Origin of the sequence: Bacteroides sp. ET336 (assembly GCF_024733815.1) — a bacterium.
GTDB classification, from domain to species: domain Bacteria; phylum Bacteroidota; class Bacteroidia; order Bacteroidales; family Bacteroidaceae; genus Phocaeicola; species Phocaeicola cellulolyticus.
This window is the reverse complement of record NZ_JANRHK010000006.1, coordinates 24007-44760: the sequence shown is the minus strand read 5'-3', so window position 1 is coordinate 44760 and position 20754 is coordinate 24007. Positions and strand designations below refer to the sequence as shown.

At 39.5% G+C, this 20754-nt stretch carries 17 protein-coding genes; 6 read left to right on the top strand and 11 right to left on the bottom strand.

Annotated elements, in window-relative coordinates:
• Window positions 1-12: 12 nt before the first annotated feature.
• The 5 genes from NW213_RS07800 (at window position 13) to NW213_RS07780 (ending at window position 5894) form a co-directional block, all read left to right on the top strand.
• Complete coding sequence (locus NW213_RS07800; protein WP_258322402.1) at window positions 13-1221, top strand: cofactor-independent phosphoglycerate mutase; 1209 nt, start codon at window positions 13-15, stop codon at window positions 1219-1221.
• 111 nt (window positions 1222-1332) lie between these two features.
• Window positions 1333-2634 carry a threonine synthase gene (gene thrC / locus NW213_RS07795; protein WP_235339958.1) on the top strand — a complete coding sequence of 434 codons (1302 nt, stop codon included), beginning with the start codon at window positions 1333-1335 and terminating at the stop codon, window positions 2632-2634.
• Window positions 2635-2797: 163 nt separating this feature from the next.
• Window positions 2798-3616, top strand: a complete 819-nt coding sequence (locus tag NW213_RS07790; RefSeq protein WP_258322401.1) for a hypothetical protein — start codon at window positions 2798-2800, stop codon at window positions 3614-3616.
• Between the two features lie 115 nt (window positions 3617-3731).
• Window positions 3732-5084: a sulfatase gene (locus NW213_RS07785; protein WP_375338124.1), complete on the top strand. Its 1353-nt coding sequence runs from the start codon at window positions 3732-3734 to the stop codon at window positions 5082-5084.
• Window positions 5085-5123: 39 nt separating this feature from the next.
• On the top strand, window positions 5124-5894 hold the full coding sequence (locus NW213_RS07780; RefSeq protein WP_258322400.1) for a YesU family protein: 771 nt from the start codon (window positions 5124-5126) through the stop codon (window positions 5892-5894).
• 120 nt (window positions 5895-6014) lie between these two features.
• Here the strand turns inward: NW213_RS07780 and NW213_RS07775 are convergent, their stop codons facing one another.
• From NW213_RS07775 to NW213_RS07760, 4 genes are all read right to left on the bottom strand, one after another.
• Window positions 6015-7400 carry an MATE family efflux transporter gene (locus tag NW213_RS07775; protein WP_204391214.1) on the bottom strand — a complete coding sequence of 462 codons (1386 nt, stop codon included), beginning with the start codon at window positions 7398-7400 and terminating at the stop codon, window positions 6015-6017.
• 92 nt (window positions 7401-7492) lie between these two features.
• Window positions 7493-9082: a hypothetical protein gene (locus tag NW213_RS07770; protein WP_258322399.1), complete on the bottom strand. Its 1590-nt coding sequence runs from the start codon at window positions 9080-9082 to the stop codon at window positions 7493-7495.
• A gap of 14 nt (window positions 9083-9096) precedes the next feature.
• Window positions 9097-10128 carry an HlyD family secretion protein gene (locus NW213_RS07765; RefSeq protein WP_204391210.1) on the bottom strand — a complete coding sequence of 344 codons (1032 nt, stop codon included), beginning with the start codon at window positions 10126-10128 and terminating at the stop codon, window positions 9097-9099.
• 40 nt (window positions 10129-10168) lie between these two features.
• Window positions 10169-11476, bottom strand: coding sequence for a TolC family protein (locus tag NW213_RS07760; protein ID WP_258322398.1), 1308 nt, complete (start codon window positions 11474-11476; stop codon window positions 10169-10171).
• Window positions 11477-11655: 179 nt separating this feature from the next.
• Between NW213_RS07760 and NW213_RS07755 the strand changes: the two genes are divergently transcribed.
• Window positions 11656-12492, top strand: a complete 837-nt coding sequence (locus NW213_RS07755) for an AraC family transcriptional regulator (protein ID WP_258322397.1) — start codon at window positions 11656-11658, stop codon at window positions 12490-12492.
• A gap of 66 nt (window positions 12493-12558) precedes the next feature.
• Here NW213_RS07755 and NW213_RS07750 read toward each other — a convergent pair whose 3' ends face one another.
• The 7 genes from NW213_RS07750 to NW213_RS07720 all read right to left on the bottom strand — a co-directional run bounded on the left by NW213_RS07750 (window position 12559) and on the right by NW213_RS07720 (window position 20637).
• A complete protein-coding gene (locus tag NW213_RS07750) occupies window positions 12559-13188 on the bottom strand; it encodes an AAA family ATPase (RefSeq protein ID WP_204391204.1) in 630 nt (209 codons plus the stop codon).
• A 75-nt stretch (window positions 13189-13263) separates the two neighbouring features.
• Window positions 13264-14616 (bottom strand): MATE family efflux transporter, encoded by a 1353-nt coding sequence (locus NW213_RS07745; protein WP_154044853.1) that lies wholly within the window; start codon window positions 14614-14616, stop codon window positions 13264-13266.
• Between the two features lie 76 nt (window positions 14617-14692).
• Entirely contained in the window at window positions 14693-15343 is a 651-nt protein-coding gene (locus NW213_RS07740) for a hypothetical protein (RefSeq protein ID WP_154044852.1), read from the bottom strand.
• 192 nt (window positions 15344-15535) lie between these two features.
• A complete protein-coding gene (gene galK / locus NW213_RS07735) occupies window positions 15536-16690 on the bottom strand; it encodes a galactokinase (RefSeq protein ID WP_258322396.1) in 1155 nt (384 codons plus the stop codon).
• Between the two features lie 78 nt (window positions 16691-16768).
• Window positions 16769-18079, bottom strand: a complete 1311-nt coding sequence (locus NW213_RS07730; RefSeq protein WP_258322395.1) for an MFS transporter — start codon at window positions 18077-18079, stop codon at window positions 16769-16771.
• 40 nt (window positions 18080-18119) lie between these two features.
• Window positions 18120-19214, bottom strand: coding sequence for an aldose epimerase family protein (locus tag NW213_RS07725; protein ID WP_258322394.1), 1095 nt, complete (start codon window positions 19212-19214; stop codon window positions 18120-18122).
• A 127-nt stretch (window positions 19215-19341) separates the two neighbouring features.
• Window positions 19342-20637, bottom strand: coding sequence for a folylpolyglutamate synthase/dihydrofolate synthase family protein (locus tag NW213_RS07720; RefSeq protein ID WP_258322393.1), 1296 nt, complete (start codon window positions 20635-20637; stop codon window positions 19342-19344).
• Window positions 20638-20754 lie beyond the last annotated feature (117 nt).

Here is a 20754-nt window from a genome sequence, read left to right as displayed (position 1 = left end):
CAACTAACAGATATGAAACACATTATAATTCTGGGCGACGGTATGGCGGACTGGCCAGTACCTGCCCTTGGGGATAAGACTTTATTGCAATACGCAAAGACTCCATATATGGATAAGCTTGCAGCTATGGGACGTACAGGTATGCTGAAGACAGTAGCCGACGGTTTTCATCCAGGCAGCGAGGTTGCAAACATGTCGGTAATGGGATATGACTTGCCTACGGTGTATGAGGGACGCGGAGTGCTTGAAGCTGCAAGCATCGGTGTTGACCTTGAGCCGGGAGATATGGCTATGCGTTGCAATATTATATGTGTTGAAGGAGAAACTCTTAAAAATCATTCGGCAGGACATATCACGACGGAAGAGGCTGACGAACTTATTAAATTCCTTGAAGAACGACTTGGTACTGACAGGATACATTTCTATACAGGGGTTCAGTACCGTCATCTGTTGGTAATAAAAGGCGGTAACAAGCATCTTCATTGCGTTCCGCCTCATGACATTCCTCTGCAGCCGTTCCGCCCTAATATGATTAAGGCTGAATGTCCGGAGGCTCAGGAAACAGCAGATTTGCTGAATGCACTTATTCTTAAATCTCAGGAACTGCTGGCATCGCATCCGGTAAATCTGAAACGAATGGCTGAAGGCAAGGATCCTGCCAACAGTATATGGCCATGGAGTCCTGGCTACAGACCTAAGATGGAACCATTGTCGCAGAAGTACCCTCAGATAAAGAAGGGCTCTGTGATAACTGCTGTAGATCTAATCCGTGGTATCGGACGTTATGCCGGATTGAGATGTATAGACGTGGAAGGTGCTACAGGACTTTATAATACAAATTATGAAGGAAAGGCAGAAGCTGCTATTGAAGCCCTGAAAACGGATGACTTCGTTTATCTGCATATTGAGGCAAGCGACGAAGCCGGACATGAAGGTGATGTGAATTTAAAACTTCAGACCATAGAAAACCTGGATAAACGTGCGGTAGGTCCGATATATGAGGCTGTAAAAGACTGGGATGAGCCTGTCGCTATTGCCGTACTTCCTGACCATCCTACACCATGCGAACATCGCACTCATACAAATGAGCCTGTTCCTTTCCTGATTTATTATCCGGGAATTGAGCTTGACAGCGTACAGACATACGATGAGATTTCATGCAAATCCGGAGTGTATGGCACAATGGAAAGGGATGAGTTTATGAATGAATTTATGAAATAATATTTTAGGTAACGAGTTGACTTGTTGACAAGTTAATAGATAGGTTTTTCCCATATTATTATAACCTTGTCAACTTGTAACTGTTGCCTTGTCAACTATAACAAGAAACTTATGAAATATTACAGTACAAACAAACAAGCTTCGGACGCATCGCTTGAAGAAGCTGTGGTAAAAGGTCTGGCATCGGACAAAGGTCTGTATATGCCTTACGAGATAAAGCCTTTGCCAAAATCATTCTTTGACGAGATAGAAAACCTTTCATTTCAGGAAATAGCCTACCGTGTGGCTGACGCTTTCTTCGGTGAGGATGTTCCTGCAGAGACTTTGAAACACATTGTCTATGATACACTGAACTTTGATGTCCCTGCCGTAAAGGTTAAAGACAATATTTATTCACTGGAGCTTTTCCATGGCCCTACTTTGGCATTCAAGGATGTTGGCGGACGTTTCATGGCACGACTTTTGGGATATTTCATCCGTAAGGAAGGCAAGAAGGAGGTGAACGTGCTTGTTGCTACATCTGGTGATACAGGTAGTGCTGTTGCAAACGGTTTCCTTGGAGTAGAAGGTATTCATGTTTATGTACTTTACCCAAAAGGTAAAGTGAGTGAAATTCAGGAAAAACAGTTCACTACCCTCGGAAAGAACATTACGGCAATAGAGGTGGACGGCACATTCGATGACTGTCAGGCTTTGGTGAAGAACGCATTCATGGATAAGGAACTGAATGCTCACATGCAGCTCACTTCTGCCAACTCCATCAATGTGGCACGTTTCCTTCCACAGTCATTCTATTATTTCTATGCATACGCACAGATGAAGAAACAGGGATTGGCTGACAATCTGGTTGTTTGTGTACCAAGCGGTAACTTCGGTAACATTACAGCCGGACTGTTCGGAAAGAAGATGGGATTGCCTATCAAACGCTTCATAGCAGCTAACAACCGTAATGACATCTTCTATCAATATCTGAAGACTGGTGAGTATAATCCACGTCCATCTATAGCTACTATAGCAAATGCAATGGATGTTGGCGACCCAAGTAACTTTGCCCGTATAATTGATTTGTATGGAGGAAGTCACGATGCAATTGCAGCGGAAATATCTGGTGAAACTTATACCGATGAACAAATTAGCGAGACTGTTCAGAAGGTATATGAAGAAACCGGTTATCTGCTCGACCCTCACGGAGCATGTGGATATCGTGCATTGGCAGAAGAATTGCAGCCGGGTGAAACAGGTGTATTCCTTGAAACTGCTCATCCAGCTAAATTCCTTCAGACTGTTCAGAACATTATAGGTGCTGATGTAAAGATTCCTGAGAAGCTTCAGGAGTTCATGCGCGGAAAGAAACTCAGTGTGCCTATGAGCAAGGATTTTGTTTCTTTCAAGGAGTATTTGATGAAGCAGTAATAATTGAATTGTAAATAATTTTGTAAGGTTGTTTAAGATTTTTTTCTTAGGCAACCTTTTTTAATGTGTCTGTTTGTTTGTAACTTGCATTCCGTTTTGAAATATATCTATCATGAATAGAGTAAGTTTAATAGTATTTGGTTTATTTTTATCAGGAACATTTATGACATCTTGTACACAAAAAGCAGAAAAAGAAGTAGTAAAAACAACTCCGGAAGTAATGGCTTCTACGGATGATGTATTTGCCGGAGTTAATCTGACAGTGAGTGAAGGCAAGCGTCTTATAGCCAAAGGAATAATGGCAATACCTTCGGTGAAAGAAAAACTTGAAAAAGGGATGATTATTGTCACTAAAGGAACTACAAATACTTATATAGCCGAGGAATTGTTGAATAAGAGTATTGAACATGGTAGTTTCGTTATAGGTCATTTTGCTCCCGAAGGTCAGTCTCCGGTGAATGCAGATAAGAGTCAGATGCAGGAAGTGGTTATAAAGGATGGAAAGGTGTTGGATGTAACATATGACGAGGCTTTGAAAATGCTTGAACCCGGTGACATTGTGATGAAAGGAGGCAACCTTCTGAACTATTCCATGAAGCAGGCAGCTGTTTGTATAGGTGCTCCCAATGGTGGTACTACATATAAAATTCTTCCTTACGTAGGCGAAGGTAAGGCAGAACTTATAATTCCGATAGGTCTGGAGAAAGAGACCACGGCAAATCTTCAGATACTCGAGAATACATTGAATGCCGGTAACGAAAGACTAAATTCCGTTCCAAGGCTTTATATGTTCAGGACAGGTACGGTGTTTACTGAGATAGAAGCAATACGCCAGTTTGCCGATGTGAAGGTATTTCCATACGGTGTAGGAGGAATATCAGGAAGAGAAGGTGGGGTGTCATTGGTAATATCGGGTAGCGAAACGGAAGTCAATAAAGTATTGGAACTTGTAAAAACTATTCAAGGTGAACGTTCTTTTTAAAGTCTTTATTGTAAAAATATATAATATTGAAAGTTTTTATCCTGTAGTATAAGTTATTTGCTGTATTATTTTATAATTTTGTCTTGTATAACTTAATAACTTAATTAAATCTATTATGAAAAAATTCTTGATAGTAGGAGGGATGGTTCTTCCTGCTTTTGTTCAGTCGGCAGAAAAGCCTAATATTATTTATATTATGACCGACCAGCAGACGGCAACAGCCATGAGTTGTATGGGAAACAAAGACTTGCATACCCCCAACATGGACCGTTTGGCAGAGGCAGGAGTAATGTTTCGCAATGCTTATTGTTCTACACCTCTAAGCGGACCTTCAAGGGCATCTATGTTTACAGGACATTTTGCCCATGAGATAGGTATGCCTAGTAATGGTAATCCTATGCCGGAAAATCTGAAGAGCCGAAGTCTTGGTGTACTTATGAGCAATGCCGGATATGATTGTGTTTATGCCGGAAAATGGCATGTACATACGGCTTCTATTCCTGATATGGAATTTGGGTTCAGAAACATACACGACCATAATGATTTCGGTCTGGCAGAATCGTGCATAAATTATCTTGACTCAAAGCATAAATCACCTTTTTTCCTTGTAGCTTCGTTTGATAATCCTCATAATATATGCGAATTTGCACGTCAGCAAAATCTTCCTTATGCGGATACTCCTCAGGCTGACATTGCCGAGTGTCCGGGTTTGCCGTTGAATTATGAACCTAACCCGTATGATGCCGATGTGATAAGGTATGAGAAGAGCTTGAATTATAGTGCTTATCCCACTTCAAACTATACTCCTGATGATTGGCGCAGATACAGAAATGCGTATTTCAGACTTGTGGAGCATGTGGATGCGGAGATAGGCAAGCTGGTTGATGCCATAGACCGTAACGGATTATGGCAAAATACGGTTATCATTTTTACCAGCGATCATGGCGACGGAATGGGAGCACATCAGTGGAATCAGAAGTCGGCTCTTTATGAAGAGGTGATCAATGTTCCTATGATAGTAGTTCTTCCGGGAAAAAAGAATGCCGGAAAGGAATTGCCTCAATTGGTAAACAATGGTGTGGATTTCTTTGCGTCAGTATGCGACTGGGCTGAAGTGAAAATGCCTGAAGGATTGCCTGGACGTTCTTATAGGAAACTGGTTGAAAATTGTGATATAAATGCCGGACATCAGGATTTCGTAGTTACCGAAACTATGTTTGATAAAGGTGGGAACACCCGTGGTTGGGCTTTGAGAACAAAAGATTTCAAATATGTGATTTATGATAAAGGACATTATCGCGAACAGTTGTTTGATATGAACACAGACCGTGGTGAAATGAGAAATCTTGCTATAGAGAAAAGATATGAAACGGAGCTTAAGCGGCACAGGGCTTTGCTTGATGAATGGATGAAACTGCATAAAACGAAGCAGATACGTGCTGGCTTGAATATTATTCCTGGATTTTAATTAATAACTAAATGTAATTTATATGAGAGTATTTTTTTATTGATAGGATTGCTTATTCAGATAGGAGCTTTTGCCCAGTCTGAAAAATATTATGGTGAATTTCAGAAACTGGCTTCTAAGGATATGAAGTTGGTATTTGAAGACTCTTTCAAAAAGGATTGGCAGAAGCAATGGTTTAAGGACGGTGATATAGCCAAAGCGGTACACCGCAACGGTGGACTTGAAGTCTATGCCGGTGATGAGGCTTATAATGATGCGCATCACACTGTTTTGTGGACAAAGAAAGAGTTTGAAGGTTATATTATGATAGAATACGATTTTACAAGATTGGATTCATCAAAGTATTATTTTGTTAATATCCTTTATATTCAGGCAACAGGTTCCGGTGAAGGTGAGTATGCCGAGGATATTTCGAAATGGAACAATTTGAGAAAAGTTCCGGCCATGAGCACATATTTCAGGAATATGAATACCTATCACATCAGTTATGCCGTGACCGGTGTACCATCGGAGAATAAAGACGAGTATATCAGAGGACGTAGATATATGCCTGGAAATAATCTTAACGGTACGGATCTGAAACCGGAATATTACAATACTGGTTTGTTCAAGATAGGAGTGACTTATCATATCAAGGTGATAAAATATGGCGATCAGCTGTATATGAATGTCACTGGTGACGGAAAGAATGAGACTTTCTATTTTGACGGTTCCTCAGCTCCGGCTATAACGAAAGGTAGGATAGGGCTCAGACAGATGTTTACCCGTAATTCGAGATATGCCAATTTCAAAGTGTACAGTATAAAATAAAGAGAGAAAAGATTTTTTTACTTGTATCTCAAAACGCCTTGCCATTTCAATCGGAATAGCAGGGCGTTTTTGGTAATACTTGATTTGCTTGTCAGATACGTGATATAGTGTCCTTAAATTTTATTTCTTTGATTTGTCTGTAATAAACTTTTCAGTGCGGAAAGTTATATAATATGCAGTGCATACTAATATTCCGGTAAGTATCCATGATGCCGGATATACCATCATTAAAACATCATATCCTCTCCATATTGGGGATGTTCCATATACCCAGACAATACGTAACAGACATGTACCGAAAACAGTCAGTACGGCAGGAGTCATGGATTTTCCCATACCACGCAATGAAGAACCGGCTATTTCGTAACTGCTTGCAATAAACTGTGTTGCAAGAACAATATGCATGCGAATGCCACCGTAATGGTGTACCATAGGCATATTGGAAAAGAAACTTAGGAAAAACTCATCCTGCCATGCAAAAAGCCAATTGAATGCAGCGGAAAAGGCCAGGCTGGAGCACATGCAAATCCAGAAAATCCTGCGTACCCTGTCTATTTTTCCGGCTCCGTAGTTCTGGGCTATAAAACTGATGGCAGCTCCGTTAAAGCCCTGGATTATGAAATAGCAGTAATATTCAAAATTGAGTGCTGCGGAAGAACCGGCTATGGCATCAGCTCCATAACTGTTTATGGATGATTGTACCACTACATTTGATATGGAAAATATCATACCTTGTATTCCTGCCGGTATTCCTATTCTTAGCATACGGCTTAATTCTACATTATGGATTTTCATTTTATCGAAATGTAGTCTGTATGGCTCTTTTTCTTTACGTAACAGTCTTATAATCAAGGTTGCGCTTACAGCATTGGCTATTCCTGTAGCAACTGCTACACCTGCTACTCCCATTTGGAAGTATATTACAAACAATAGGTTTAATATGGTATTTACTATGCCGGCTGCAATTAGAATATACAGAGGACGGCGGGTGTCTCCCATACTACGCAGTATGGCGGCTCCAAAGTTATATGCCATTATAAAAGGCATACCTAAAAAGTATATACGCAGGTAGTTTACGGCTTGGTCTAACACTTCCGGTGGAGTCCCCATCCATGTCAGTATGGGCCTTGCTGCTACTTGTCCTAGCAGCAACAAGAAAAAACCGCTGATGACAGCTACACATTCTACTGTACTTATAGCCTTGCGTATGCTGTTCTCGTCATTCTGTCCTATGTGGTTTGAGATTATAGCACAAGCACCCATAGAAACACCCATAAACAGGTTTATAAGCAATCCTATGACAGGTGCATTACTTCCTACGGCGGCAAGTGCGTCGCTTCCAACGAAGTGTCCTACTACAGCAACGTCAACCGAATTGAAAAGTTCCTGTAACAAACTGCTGGCTGCCAATGGCAGGGCAAACAGCAGTATTTTCTTGAACAACGGACCGTTAAGCATATCTATTTCGTTGCTTCCGGTACGTTTATTGCTGATACTGTTATCCATTTTTTATTTACCTCAATCAAAAAACTCGGCAAAGTTAGTGTAAAATTGGATACGTAATGTCTTTTGTTACAGAATTTATAAGTTAATGGTCTTTATATCCTTTTCCGCATTCTGGTCTTTACCTTTCTGTGGAAATTCATGGCCTTATGTACAGGATGGCGGAATGTTTCCTCACGGTCGCGCCAGAGTCTGTAACTCATTATTATAATCAGGAATATGGTTCCCTGTATGCACACCCATCCGAACAGTTCTTTCAGACTGGTCAGTGTGGTTTGGGTTTTTATCAGGTTATAGAGGGTATTCATTGGAATCCCTTCAGTCCATGCGCGTACCTGATCCATATTTCGGCTTATTGTGGCTATATTGTCCTGTTCAAGATACCTCATTGCTCTGTTCAGAAGGGCGGTTCCCAGCGGTGTAGCAATACTTGTTCGTATGAAACTCAGTACACACAATGCCTGGAAGAAGTGTTTGAACGGAACACTTACCGCTATATATATAGTGAGCGATATATACAGCATACCATAACCTATACCGCGTATGAAATTAGGAAAGTAGAGACTTTCAATGTTCAGGTTGGGATGAATGAGGAAATACATGTAGTACTGGTATGCCGTAAGCAGACAGAAGCCTATGAAAATAAGCATCTTGAATCCTTTGTGCTGTATCACACGACGGTAAAACACTATACCTGAACCGCACAGAATACCGGCAAAAGCATACCAGTTCAGAGATATGGAGTTAAGAGTATCGTATTTCAGAATTGAACTCATGAAGAGAGTCTGCAATACTGTAGATGTTGTGAGGTATATACACAGTACGAGGAAAAGCAACAGTATGATAGGAAACTTGGGGTATGTAAATACATCAGGTTCCACGTATGGTCGTTTCAGTGTCTGCATACGATTGAAGTTCAGCAATACGCATATCACTGCAATTACGGTACAGGCACGAATTTCAGGACTGTCGAACCAGTCGTAGTACTCGCCATATATGCAGATGAATACTACAGAGAACAGAAATACAACCCACAGGGCTGCCCCGATCCAGTCGATGTTATACAGAGGTACAACCTTGCCCGGACGGAAATGTCTTGTGAAAAGGAATACACATAGCCATACCACACTGACCATAGCTATCACAAACCAGTGCATGTAGCGCCAGTTTGCCCAGTCGGTGATATGAGTAGCCACAAGTCCGGACAGCTGTATGCTTTCGAGCACTATTATGTATATCACCGGATAGAAAGTCGAGAAATCCCCGGCAGGGGTAATGGTGAGTCGCATGTTCGAGAAACACTCGAATGTTCCCCACATACGGAAGAAACCCGAAATGAAACATACCACAATCATCAGAGCAATGTTGCTTGTATGCATGGTGATAAGGTTGCACGCTATCAATACAGGGCATACGGTTAGAAGTATGCTGCGGGTGGTGAACCTGAATTTCAGTCGGAAAAGGATAGGGAAGATTATGGTCATTCCTATGAATGAGGCATAACCTGCCATGGATACATCTTCCTTGATATATCCCAGTTCGCTGGACATCTGCATAGCAGTGGGTAGGAACACACCACCATTGAACTGAAAAGCCAGTGCGAAAAAGAATGAGAAGAAGACGCATAGCGGGGTTGGCAGATTTTCTTTATAGTATGCTATGCGTGGTCGTTTAACAGCAGCCATAACATCTTGCTAAATTAGTTTTCTACTGTACATTCTACGTTCATTCCCGCACGGAGGCGTTCCAGATTTTCTTTTTTGTTTTCCGATGTGAATTCTATTCTTATCGGTATTCTTTGTTCTACTTTTACGAAGTTTCCTGCAGAGTTGTCTTGAGGGATTATAGAATATGCCGAACCTGTGGCATCTGAAATAGAAGAAATCCTTCCTTCGAATCTTACTCCCGGAATGGCATCGACGCTGATTTTTACTTTCTGTCCGATGTGCATGTTTGTGGTCTGTGTTTCTTTATAGTTTGCTATAACCCATTTTTCAGTACCGTCAACCAGTGTCACGAGAGTTTGTCCCTGCTGCACAAGCTCACCTTCGTGGATTTCCTTACGTCCTGTCACGCCGTCTGTAGTGGCAAGTATCACTGTATATGACAGGTTCAGTTTTGCAAGTTCGAGTGCAGCTTCGGCTAGTTTTATTGCAGCTTCGTTCTGTTCCAGACGTTGTGTCTGTTCCTGTTTTACGAGCGATGTTGACTGTTTCTGTCTGATGAGCTGCTCATATCTTGCTTTTGTAGCGGCATAATCTGTTCTTACTCGGTCGAACTGCTGTGGTGTTACAGCTTCTTCCTTCACAAGTTCCTGATAACGCTTGTAGTCTGTTTCTGCGTTTTCCAGACGTATGCGTTGTTCGTCAATAGCAGCATCTGTAACAAGTATATTGTTCTGAGTGGTGTTGATGGTGGTGTACATGGCATTCTTTCCTACCAGTGCATTGTGATAGTCGGCTTCGGCCTGAGCTACTTTCAGTCTGTATTCTATATCTTCTATCACTACCAGAGTATCACCTTTTTTAACTTTCTGATATTCTTCGAAATATATCTTCTTGATAAATCCCTGCACACGTGTATTTACCGGAGTAAGGTGCTGTTTCACCTGGGCGTTGTCTGTATATTCATCGTTGCTTATTCTCAGAAATCTGCCGCATACCCATGCTATGCCGGCTACAAGTATTATTAGAATGAAGAAATTAGGTATTGCTTTTTTTCTGTTGCTCATGTTTGTCTATATTTATGTTGTTTCTAATTGTGGAAAATGATTATAGTGTACCGGTAATTTTCTTTAGCAGTAAATACTGGTAGATGATGTTAATGCGGTCGTTGGCAAGCTGAAGCTCAGTGTCAAGCTGAGTGTTGCCTGCATCCAGCATATCGGTAATCAGTGACAGCCCGTTAAGGTATCTCTGGCGGACAATATTGTAGTTTTCGTGGGCGAGCTGTACACTTTTCAGACGTGTCTGCATTCTTGTGTATGCCTCGTCAAGTCCTATACATGCCTCATGTACTGAGTTCTGTAACTCTTCTTCGGCATATTCCTTTTCAATTATCATCTTTTGCCTGTTTATGCGTGCATGTCGCATTTTTTTCTTTCCTTTGAACAGTACATCAAGATTGTAGCTTATTTCGATACCGGCAAACCAATATGCGAAGTTTATGTCCAATGGTGGAACTTCTACCATGATAGGACCTGTCATTTCGCCTGTAATGGCAAATTTGATGTCTGGAAGATATTCACCCTTGATGCTTTTTATCTTGTTTTCGCTCATTTTTATGTTCAGGTCGGCTTTCTTCATAATTGGAATTTCCTCCTTGTTGTTGAGCCATAGTTCCTGACTTTGGTTTTCTATTGGCAGTTTAAGAAGGCTTGCAGTGTCTGTAGTAATCTTGATATCAGGATCAAGACCGATAGTGGAAGCCAACTTATAGGTTATTACGTTTATTCTGTTTTTTACCGAAGTTAGTCCAAGTTCAAGATTCTGGAGTTGCAGTTCGTAACGTGTGATGTCGCTTTTCAGTGCTGTTCCTTGCTTATATGCTGCCTGCATATCTTTTACCAGAAGTTTGGTCTGGCTGATATTGTTTTCATAAACGTATTTCTGATTGCTCAGTTTTGATATTTCCAGATAATATCCGGCCAGAAGGAAACGAAGGTCTTGTCTGTTAAGAATTTCATCCTGTACGGATGATTCTTTTTCCAGCCTTTTCAGGTTTATGTTGTTTTTTATTCTTCCTCCGGCGTATATAACCTGTGTAGCTTTAAGGATGAGTGAATTGCCGAAATGTGGCATTTCTCCACTTTCCCAGTTTCCGAAATCACGGTCGAACGTAACGCAATCGCTGATATACTGTGCTGTAGCTTTTGCTCCTACAGATGGCAGAAGGTCGTTCTTAGCTATCTCTATGGCTTTTTCCGCCTCGTCTGTCATCAATGAATGGATGTTGATACTTTTGCTGTTTTCATCTGCCAGCCTGAAGACTTCGTCCAGTGTCAGCATCCGTGTCTGAGCCCGTAAGCATGAAATACTTCCCGCAAGCATAGCTGATAAAATAAATACCTTTTTTGTCATTTTTCTCCTTTTACCTGTTATAATACCTATTAATGTAATGCTTCTCCAAGCATTATGGATTGAATAAAAATGTCCTCACAGACCTTTTTTATTTGAATGTGCAAAATTAATTGATTAAATTTGTTCTGAATTTTCAAATTATGCAATAAGATTATCATTTTAAGCCAAAACTGTAGGTTATGAATCAGGAACAGAAAGATTATATCAGTTTACTGAATTCTTCATCGGAAAATGATATTCTGATAAAGAAGACCGGTTGGGAGGAGATTTCCCTTCATGCACACAGTCATGAAAAATATCAGATAATATATACATTGTCCGGCACACTGCATATCCAGATAGACAGCGATTCGTATTTTGTTCCGGAGAAACATATTGCATGGATACCTGGCGATGTGATACATGAGATAAACAGTAATAACCGTCAGGTTTCTCTGGTGATATTTTATTTTTCTCCGCTTTGCCAACCTGAGAATATTCGTACTTCGTCTTTCTGTATATATAATACCAATTCTGTAATAGGGGAGAATATAAAATATCTGGCATCGTGTGGCGATTGTATAAAAAGTGAAGATAGGGGCGTGCTGTTTGATTTTGCTATCAGTTTTTTCAATCTTCTGCCTACATTGAGCTATAAGGTTGATTTCCTGTTGAAGACAATGTCAATACCTAATGACCATAGGTTATATCCAGTATTATGCTATATGAGGGAGCATGCTTTCAGAAACCTGAAGATTGAGCAGGTCGCGGCTGAATTCAATATTTCAGTTAGGAATTTAAGTCGTTTGCTCCATGATTCTGGCATCAGATTTAATTCGTTTATCAACAGGCATAGAGTAAACAGGGCGATAGAATTATTTTCAGATGGCGGAAAAACAATGCAGCAGATTGCCTATGAGACAGGGTTCAGTACGCCTAATAATTTCAACCGTGTATTTAAGCAAATTACCGGAACTTCGCCAAGTCTGTATGAGAAAGGAGTGACTGACAATAAAAAATCAGCCATAGAGCAATAAATACGCTTTATGGCTGATAGTGAATGTATATTTAAAAATTATCCGTGTACTGTTCTTTAGTTTATATTAAAGGCCTAGCTTCTTTGTGACGAATTCTTTTACGAACTCTACAGTTCCGTCTATACCAAGTACTGAAGAGTCAACGCAAAGGTGATATGTAGCTGCTGCTCCCCAGGTCTTGTAACTATAGTAGTTATAATATGAAGAACGTTTCTTGTCGGCTTTTTCCATAAGTTCCTCAGCTTCTTCAGCAGATATTTCCAAGGTGGCCATAAGGCGTTCTATTCGTGCTTCGGGAGATGATGATATAAATACATTGGCGCATCTTGGATGGTCGCGAAGTATATAGTCCGCACATCTTCCTACGAAAAGACATGATTGCTTTTCAGCCAGTTCCCTGATAACATCGCTCTGTATCTTGAATAGAGAATCATTGCTGAGATATGAATTATATGGATAAGCTCCTTCGGTAAGGAAAGGAAATCTTGAACCGAATAACCCTCCAAGGATGGTTTTTGATGCTTTCTCGTCTGCCTGCTCAAAGAATTCGCGGCAGAGTCCGCTTTCTTTTGATGCCAGGTTTATAAGTTCCTTATCGTAGAAAGCTATATTTAGTTCTTTTGCAAGTTTTTCGCCTATCTCTCTTCCGCCACTACCGAGCTGACGTCCGAGGTTTATTACAAAATTATCTTTCATGGTTGTAAGTTTTTAATATGTCTTTCTACAAATATAATTCTTATGAATTAAAAATCAAAATGTATATGTGAGAACTTAAGCACTATGCTTCCTGAACTTGTCGAACTGTCTGTATAGCATAATTGCTGCCAGTACGCTTGCTGCAAGGTCGGATATAGGCATGCTTATCCATACTCCGTGCGATCCGAAGAACAGTGGCAGTATGAAAAGACATGGTATCAGTATAAGTACCTGACGGCTTAGGGACAGTATGATTGCCTTACGTGCCATACCGATACTCTGGAAGAAGTTAGACGTAACCATCTGGAAGCCTATTATAGGGAAGAACATTACTACAATTCTAAGACCATTGGCAGATAGATTTACAAGTGTCTCGTCTGTGGTAAATGCAGATACTGCAAGTCTTGGAATGAATTCGCCTACTATAAATCCTGAAGTGGTTATTATCGTGGCTGCTATAACTGTTAGTTTCATAACATGGTTCACACGATGGTATTGCTTTGCCCCGAAATTATATCCTGCTATAGGCTGCATACCTTGGTTCAGGCCCATTACTATCATGACAAACAGGAAGACAATCCTGTTTACTATTCCGAATGCACCTATAGCAAGGTCACCGTCATATAATTTTAATCCTTTGTTTATGAGAATGACTATAAAGCATGATGCCAGATTCATGAGGAATGGCGCCATACCTATGCCTATAATGTTTGATACCAGATTGCCGTGAAGTCTGTATATGCCTCTTCTGAAATGCAGCAGTTCATTTTTATTGCAGAATATTTTTATTAACCATATGAGTGATATAATCTGTGCCAGTATTGTTGCAACGGCAGCTCCTTTTATTCCCATATGGAAACCGTATATAAAAAGAGGGTCAAGTATGGTATTTATTACCACTGTCAGTATTGTTGCTACCATAGCTTTCTGTGGATGTCCGGCAGAGCGTAGAACTGAGTTCAGACCAAGATATAAATGTGTTATGGCATTTCCCAACAATATGATAACCATATAATCTCGCGCATAAGGAATGGTAGCTTCACTTGCTCCGAAGAAATATAGTATCGGGTCGAGGAATATGAGTGTGATTATTGTAAACAATATACCCATAATTACATTTAGCGAGACTACATTACCTAGAATGTGTTGTGCCGAAGAATAATCTTTTTGTCCCAGCTTTACGGAAACAAGTGTTGAGGCTCCGACACCTACAAGCGAGCCAAACGCAGCTGCCAGATTCATCAGTGGGAATGTTATGGCAAGTCCGGATATAGCCATCGGACCGACTCCATGACCGATGAATATACTGTCCACCATGTTGTAAAGTGACGATGCTGTCATGGCAATGATTGCCGGAACAGCATATTGCATAAGAAGTTTTCCTATAGGTTCGGTTCCAAGTTCAGTTGCAGTTACTTTTTGTGACATATATTTACGATATTTCTTTCAGCTTGCAAAGTTAGGATTTTTTATCCTATAATGTATCTGAATGTAGTCTATTTGATTACCAGTAATATGGTCCGTAACCTTTTATTCCTTCTACACCGAAGCTGATAGAAGAACTTTCGCCTATTTTGAAGTTTATCATTCCACCTAGCTTATCGGGTGAAAAATTAGGAAGAGGGTAATATAAAGGAGAACGTTGAGGCATCAGTGATTTGTTTCCATACCCATATAGGGTAATCTTGTCGTTAAGCTTGAAAGCTGCCACACCTGCTATTCCTACGTTTTTGTAATTGATAAATCCCCAATCCATGTTTGTGGCATATAGTCCACCGGCAACACTTAATCTGTTATTGATGGGAACAGCATACATGAAAGCCGCGTCCTGTCCGAATCCTACTCCTGAAGGTGCGTATTTGGATGGACTGAATGTGACATGCATACCTAAGGAAGCGTTAAATCCTTTATGGAGTTCCCAATTTGCGTAATTATAAGAGAATGGAGTAATTCCGTACATACCGAACGGAGTGGACATGCCAACAGGGGTAATAGGAGCAAAGAGCTTTGTGTCAAGTGAATCTTTTGGAAACTCAGAATTTATTATGTTGTCTGCATTGACTACGGAGTCTTTAACTGATATATTCTCTGTATTTTGCGACAGAACATATATGGGAAACAAAGCGAATAATATTATGTAATATACACGATTCATTTTGATGGAATTTATTGTTATTTCCAAAGATAGAAAATATATGTTCACTATGTTGTAACCCAGTAAGTTTTTTATGAAAAATAAAGTGCTTTTTTAGACTTTAAAATGATTTTAAATATATATCTGTTGCTAAAAAAAGAAGAGCCTGTTTTTGCAGACTCTTCTTTTAGACAGTTATTTAATATTTATGGTTTAGCAAATTTTACGTGAACCATCTCCAATAACTACGTCGTAAACTTTAGGGCTACGGCCGAATTTTTCTTTGAAGCGTTCTTTGGCTGTAGTTATGAATGTTTCGTACAATTCATTCTTAACAAGGTTGATTGTACAACCGCCGAAGCCTCCACCCATAACTCGTGAACCTGTAACACCGCAGTCGAATGCAATATCGTTCAGGAAATCAAGTTCTTCGCAGCTTACTTCGTACAGTTTGCTCATACCATGATGAGTTTCATACATTTTTTGTCCTACAGTTTCATAATCGCCTTTCTCAAGAGCATCGCAAACGTCAAGAACTCTCTGTATTTCTTCAATAACATATTCTGCACGTTTGTAATCTTCTTCTGTTACTTCGTTCTTTACAGCATTCAGCATATCCATTGTACAGTCGCGAAGGAATTCTACATTAGGATGTGTTTTCTTTATCGCTGCAACAACGTTTTCACAGCTTTGACGACGTTTATTGTATGCTGATGAAGCCAATTCGTGTTTAACTACTGAATCAACAAGCACCAGTCTGTAGCCTTCCGGTTTGAATGGGAAGTATTGATATTCCAGAGAACGGCAATCCAAACGGATAAGGCTTCCTTCTTTACCGAATACAGAAGCGAACTGGTCCATGATACCACATTTCACACCACAGTAGTTGTGTTCTGTAGCCTGACCAACTTTTGCCAATTCGAATTTGTCTATTTTATTTTCGCCGAACAAGTCGTTCAAAGCAAAGGCATATGTTGATTCCAATGCTGCTGATGAAGACATACCTGCACCCAGAGGAACATCACCTGCAAAAGCTGTATTGAATCCTTTTACATCAACACCGCGTTTGATCATTTCACGGCATACACCGAAGATATATTTGGCCCAGCTTGCTGATGGAGCATCTTCTTCCTTCAATCCGAATTCTACATAATCTTTAAGGTCGATTGAGTAGGCGCAAACTTTGTCTGTTCCGTTAGGTTTGATTTCTGCCATCATACCTTTGTCAACTGCACCAGGGAAAACGAATCCACCATTATAGTCTGTATGTTCACCGATAAGGTTGATACGTCCTGGTGAGACATATATTGAGCCAGTAGTACCGTCAAAATGCTTGATAAAGCGGCTTCTTACAAATTCTATGTCCATGATTATAAATATTAAAAGGTTAATATAATAAAATCATGATAGTACTATTTATTATAATACTACCATGATTTTCGTTAATTATTCAACAGGAATATCTTTGTTTACATTCTTGCATCCTACGAGACCGTAGAAGAGAAGGTAAGCAAGAGCAAGTACGATTACCCAATAGCTGTTCATAAATCCAGCAACATCTGCTACCCAACCTTGGATAAGAGGGAGAATACCCCCACCGCAAACAAGTACCATAAATAAGCCGGAAGCAGCAGCTATATATTTTCCTAAACCTTCTACTGCAAGGTTAAAGATACTACCCCACATGATAGAAGTACATATACCAACTAGAACTAGATACATAGCATTTACAGGAACTTTAGCCAGTCCGAAAGACAAGCTGCCTGTAGCGCTTTGTTGAAGAACAGGAAGGTCAACCATTGTCTGTGTAGAAGAGAAGATTGCAAGCAATACCAGGATTAATCCAAGACCTGATGTGAATATCATCATTGCACGGCTTGAAACTTTTGCTCCTAATGATGCACCAGCCAAACGTCCTGCAAGCATCAGTAACCAATATGTACCTACAACGAAACCAGCTATTGTAGTGTTTATTCCCGCTCCACCTTTAGCAGTTTCTTCTGTAAGGAATAGATTTAAAGTTCCAGGAACACCTACTTCAATACCAACATATACGAATATTGCAATTGCTCCCAATACGAAATGGCGGAAACGAAGTACGCCTTTCATCAAGCTACCAATCGGTTCGCTTGTTTTAGCAGCAGCAGGTTCAGGTATATTAACAAATAGCAATACTATGAATGCCAGTGCAAATACTGCCATTGCAGTGTACATAACAGGGAAGATCTGTGAAATAGTAGCTTTCTCTACAGAACCAGCTATAAGGATACCAACAAACATCGGTGTAATGGTAGCCATAACAGAGTTGAATGATCCTCCAATCTGGATAAGCTGATTTCCTTTGTTGCCTTCACCTCCAAGTTTATTAAGCATAGGGTTTACAACAGTGTTGAGCAGACACATAGAGAAACCCGAAATGAAAGCTCCTACCAAGTAAACGGCAAATGCAGACGATGGCGATGCATGTCCTGAAAGATATTGAACTCCAACACCTATAAAACCAACAGCAACAGCTATAAGTGCAGTCTTTTTATATCCTACTTTTGTTAATAATATTCCGCTTGGGATACCCATTACGGCATAAGCGATAAAGTTACCAAGGTTGCCTAACATTCCGAGGGCATTTGATACCGAGAACTGGTTTTTCAATACGATACCCATAGGGGCGGCAAGGTTGGTTACGAAAGCAATCATACCGAAAAGGAAAATCATGGTAATGATTGCAATGAAATTGCCATTTTGTTTTTGTTGGTTCATAATTTGTTTAAAAGATAAAATGATTAATTATTAGGTTTATTTATTTTTCTATTCCGAACTTGTATATAGTTACTTGATGATAAGTTTCTCCCGGTGTTAGTACTGCTGATGGGAAGTGGCCTTTGTTTGGTGTGTCAGGAAAACGTTGTGCTTCGAAGCATATTGCACTTCTGGCAGGGAATGTTGCACCATGATAACCGCTGAAACCACTATGCCAGTTGGCTGTATATAGTTGTACTCCAGGCTCAGTAGTATAAACCTCCATACTTCTTCCGCTTATCGGTTCAACACATTTTGCTGCAAATGTCAAGGCTCCTTGTTCTTCTTTATTCAGAACATAGCAGTGGTCGTATCCTGCACCGTATATCAGCTGTTGGAATTTGTCATTAATTCTGCTACCAACAGTTTGTGGAGTTCTGAAGTCCATTGGTGTTCCTTCTACTTTGCTGATTTCTCCGGTAGGTATTGAAACCTCGTCTATCGGAGTATAGAAGTCGGCGTTAATAGTAAGAACATTGTTTTCTACAGATGGAGTAGGATTTTTAACTCCTGAAAGACTAAAGAAAGCATGATGTGTTAGGTTTATCAAAGTCTTTTTATCTGTAATGGCTGTATATGTTATGATTAGTTCGTTATTGTCAGACAGGGTATATATAACAGTTATATCCAGATTACCAGGGAATCCTTCTTCTCCGTCTTTAGATAAATAATGTAATGTTACGCTCTGTTTGCTTGTTTGTTCAGCATCCCATACGCGGGCATGATATCCAGTTGGACCTCCATGTAATGAATTAGGACCGTTATTTATAGTAAGATTATATTCTTTTCCGTCTAATTTGAATTTACCTTTTGCTATTCTGTTTCCATATCTTCCGATAAGGGTACTTAAAAAAGGTTCCGGACTGTTTATTACGCCATCAATACTGTCGTGTCCTTGTATAACATTTTCTATTTTACCGTTTTTGTCTGGTACCATAATTGTCAGTATGGCACCTCCATAGTTTGTTACTGCAATTTCTGCACCTTTTTCATTTGATAAAATAAACAGGTCTGTATGTTTTCCATCAATTGTTTTTTGGAAGTCTTCTCTTTTAAGACCGCTTAAATTGTTTTCATGGTAAAATGTGTTGTCCATATATTAAAAAATCTTTCTATTTACACATAATTTATTTTGTTGTGCAAATAAAAAGATTTTATTTAAAATACCCAAACATTTTTGCTAAAAGAAGTCGTATTTATCTTTATAAATGTTGTTATTTTGTTTAATTATGGTTTTTGTATAATACAATAAGGTCAGATACAATAAAAGTGCTTCCACCAACAAATATCATGTCATTTTCACTTGCGTTCTTTTTGGCAGCTTCGAGTGCTTCTTTTACGCTATTGTATGCATTTCCCTGCAATCCATGGCTGTTTCCTATGGCTTTTATTTCGTTTGCAGGTAAAGCTCTTTTTACAGATGCCTGTGTGAAATAATATATAGCGTTTTTAGGCAACATTGAAATGACTCCGTTTATATCTTTATCATTTACCATCCCTATTATGAAATGTAAGTTATCATACTTCATGTATGATAACTGCTCCACTATATACTGCATTCCACCTGTGTTATGTCCGGTGTCACATATTAAGGTCGGTTTTTCTTCAAGCTTTTGCCATCTTCCCATGAGACCGGTAAGTTTGCATACATTCTTAAATCCGTTCTCGATGTCCTTTACGTTGATGTTATATCCTATTTCTTTTAGTTTATTTATTGCGTTAAGGATAGTATTGGTGTTTTTTAATTGGCAATAGCCGTTCAGTTCTCCATAAAGGTTTTCTATCTCATTTGTATGATAGATAAAATGTCCATTATCGTCTGTAGATGTGCTTTTAATAAGTTTGTTATCTTGTGCAAACGTGATTTCCGTACCTACAGTTTTTGCTTTGTTAGAAAAAACTTCTTTAGTTTCAGGGGTATATTCTCCTATAATTACCGGAATGTTGTGCTTTATTATTCCGGCTTTTTCTGCGGCTATTTTCTCCAGTGTGTTGCCTAGAAACTGTGTGTGATCCAAGCTGATATTTGTAATTATGCTCAAATCTGGAGTAATGATGTTTGTACAGTCAAGTCGTCCCCCTAAACCGACTTCTATAACAGCTACATCTACTTTCTTATGCGAAAAATATAGAAAGGCCATTGCTGTTGTCAATTCAAAAAACGAAGGATGTAACGGTTCAAAGAAATTCTTGTGGTCTTTCACAAAATTTATTACGAATTCTTCCTCAATAGGTTCTCCGTTTACTCTTATTCTCTCGCTGAAATCAACCAAATGAGGCGATGTATATAATCCTGTCTTATATCCGGCTGATTGCAGTATAGCTGCTATTGTATGCGAACATGAACCTTTGCCGTTAGTGCCGGCAATGTGTATTGTCTTGAAATTATTGTGCGGATGGTTAAAATAATTGTCAAGTTTGACAGTATTGTCCAAACCTTCCTTGTATGCATCTTTACCTATATTTTGGAATAAAGGCGTAACGTTATATAAATATTCGATTGTTTCTTTATAGTCCATGTCTTTGTTACTTTTTTTCACTGCAAATATCATCAATTTTTTTGTTTGAATGTAATGGAAGCTTTTATTTTTTTATTTGTGAAGCGAATACTTTTTTATGATTATATGAAAATGGAA